Here is a 2,493-nt window from a genome sequence, read left to right on the forward strand (position 1 = left end):
GGCGGTCAACGCAAAGCTGATCGCGCTGATCTCGTCGGCCGCTATCGTCGTCGGCATCCTGCTTTCCGGCTTCGTCATCAGCGAGCCGGCACCCTACGAGCTCTACATGGCCGGGCTGATCGCCGTCTGGGCGCTGTTCGGCCTCAAAATATCGCGAGCGATATTGCCGCTGCTGGTGCTGTTGGTGGCGATGAACATCGGCGGCATGATCGCGATGACGCAGATGGCGGACCTCGCCAACACGCCGCTCTATCTGGCGGTCTCGCTGTTTCTCGCCTTCAGCGCGGTCTTCTTCGCCTCGGTGACATCGGTCCAGCCTGACCTCTACCGGCTGATCTTCATCGCCTATGTGGTCTCGGCTGTGGCGACCTCGCTGCTGGGAATAGCCGGCTACTTCCATGCCTTTCCGGGCGCGGAGATGTTCACAAAATACGACCGCGCCGCCGGCGCCTTTCAGGACCCGAACGTGTTCGGTCCGTTCCTGGTGCTGCCCGGCACCTACCTGCTTTATCTGCTCTTGACCGGCCCTGTATCGCGCATGCCGCTTCTGGCGGTGCCGCTATTGATCATCACCGCCGGCATCTTCTTCTCCTTCTCGCGCGGCGCCTGGGGCATGTTCGCGGTTTCGGCGGTGCTGCTCACCGCTTGCCTCTTCCTGCAGAGCGCCAGCGGCATGTTCCGCCTGCGGGTCGTGGTGATGACGATCGCCGCGCTCGCGCTGCTGATCATCGCCATCCTCGTCATCCTGCAGCTGCCCGGCGTGTCGGACATGTTCACCCAGCGCGCGCATCTCGAGCAAAGCTACGATACCGCGCGCCTCGGCCGCTTCGCACGCTATACGATCGGCTTCCAGCTGGCACTGGAACACCCGTTCGGCATCGGCCCGCTGGTCTTCGGCACGATCTACGGCGAGGACACGCACGACATCTGGCTGAAGGCGCTGATGGACTATGGCTGGCTGGGCTTCGTCTCGTTCCTGACCCTAACCCTGTGGACGATCTGCGCCGGGTTCCGCATCCTCCTGCGCGCTCGTCCCTGGCAGCCCTATCTGCTTTGCGCCTATGTCGCCTATCTCGGCAATATCGGGCTCGGCACCTTCATCGACATCGACCACTGGCGCCATCTCTATCTGCTGCTCGGGCTGATCTGGGGCGCGATCGCGCTGGAATACCGGCACCAGAAGGAATCGCGGTTGGCGCGCGCCCTCCCTGCTGCGGCACTGTCATCGGCGAATTAGCCGCCGAATTCGGTTGACCCGCACGGGGTTATCACGATACATCGCCACCCGGTCCGGAGTGTAGCGCAGCCCGGTAGCGCACTTGACTGGGGGTCAAGGGGTCGTCGGTTCGAATCCGGCCACTCCGACCATTTTTCAAGCCTGAGACTTGTCCCCCAGAAGTCCTCTCCAATCCCTACTGGCACACGTCGACCCATTTGGCGTCGACAAGTTCGGCCATCCGCTGCGGCGAAATCCGCACGGCGGCATTCGTCGCGCCGGCGGCGGGAACGACCTCGTCGAAGGCCCGCAGCGTCACATCGCAAAAGACCGGCAGCGGCGCCGGCAGACCGAAGGGGCAGACGCCGCCCGGCGGGTGGCTGGTCGCGGCAAGCACCTGTTCGCCGTCGAGCATGCGCGGCTTGCCGCCGAGCGTGTCCTTGCATTTGCGGTTGTCGAGCCTGGCAGTGCCGCTGGTCACGACCAGCATGGTCTCCTCGCCGACGCGCAGGCAGATGGTCTTGGCGATCTGCGCCGGCAGCACGCCATGGGCGTCGGCCGCCAGTGCCACGGTCGCCGAGCTCGCTTCGGTGACCAGCACCTCGATGTCGGGAGCGTGTTCGGCAAAGAAGGCGCGGACCGATTCCAAGCTCATGAGCGAAACCTCAATCAGGCATGTTGGCCACTCGATGCCGCCGAATCGTGGCAGCGGCCGGGATTGCCGCATGGCGCGCTGGCAGTTGGCAAGGGCCAGGGGACCATCTGTGGAAGGCGCAAAAAGCCCGCCAGGGCGGGCCATGGCGGGCTTTTTTCGCGGACGCTTCGGCGTCTCTATTGCTGTGTGGGCCGATTCTCTTCGGTCGGCATCATGATCAATTCCTCTTCCGGCACTTGCAGCGCGGAAGCGATACGCCTGAGTTTGGCGGGGTCGGCATCCTTGCCGTCCTCGATGTCGACGATCTCGCCCACGGCCAGGCCGCAGGTCAAGGAAAGCTCCTCAATCGTATATCCCCTCGTTTCGCGGACGGCTTTCAGCGGATTGAGGCCGGACGCGGCAATGATGTTGTTGGAAACAGCGTTTCTTGCGGTGTTGGGCATGGCAACTCCTTGGGATGAAACAACACAGATGAAATGTGGCGTTGCCTGAGACGGGCGGGAGAATGGCCGTTAACGGATGATTTGCCAAGAGGCCGTTTTGGCCGTCACGCCATCGTGACCGTGGTCATCGGCTGGGAGCCGAGGCCGCAGGCCACCGACATGTAAGGTGGCGCGAAGCC

Annotated in this window: 3 protein-coding genes and 1 tRNA gene; 2 read left to right on the plus strand and 2 right to left on the minus strand. The window is 63.7% G+C overall.

The genetic code is table 11. The annotated features are described in order from the left end of the window. Both EOA79_RS31360 and EOA79_RS31365 read left to right on the plus strand, forming a co-directional pair. On the plus strand, positions 1-1,237 hold a 1,237-nt coding region (locus tag EOA79_RS31360), incomplete at its 5' end, for an O-antigen ligase family protein (RefSeq protein ID WP_245489979.1). 54 nt (positions 1,238-1,291) lie between these two features. Beyond that, a tRNA-Pro gene (locus tag EOA79_RS31365) sits at positions 1,292-1,368 on the plus strand. Positions 1,369-1,412: 44 nt separating this feature from the next. Here the strand turns inward: EOA79_RS31365 and EOA79_RS31370 are convergent. Beyond that, positions 1,413-1,871 carry a YbaK/EbsC family protein gene (locus EOA79_RS31370; RefSeq protein WP_095778701.1) on the minus strand — a complete coding sequence of 153 codons (459 nt, stop codon included), beginning with the start codon at positions 1,869-1,871 and terminating at the stop codon, positions 1,413-1,415. Between the two features lie 176 nt (positions 1,872-2,047). Beyond that, positions 2,048-2,314, minus strand: coding sequence for a helix-turn-helix transcriptional regulator (locus tag EOA79_RS31375; RefSeq protein ID WP_067330074.1), 267 nt, complete (start codon positions 2,312-2,314; stop codon positions 2,048-2,050). Positions 2,315-2,493 lie beyond the last annotated feature (179 nt).

The organism is Mesorhizobium sp. M1A.F.Ca.IN.020.03.2.1, assembly GCF_004023205.1.
In the GTDB taxonomy this organism is placed as follows: Bacteria; Pseudomonadota; Alphaproteobacteria; order Rhizobiales; family Rhizobiaceae; genus Mesorhizobium.

Coding starts and splice junctions, on each gene's coding strand:
- EOA79_RS31370 (WP_095778701.1), bottom strand. CDS start 1,871: ATGAGCTTGGAATCGGTCCGCGCCTTCTTTGCCGAACACGCTCCCGAC.
- EOA79_RS31375 (WP_067330074.1), bottom strand. CDS start 2,314: ATGCCCAACACCGCAAGAAACGCTGTTTCCAACAACATCATTGCCGCG.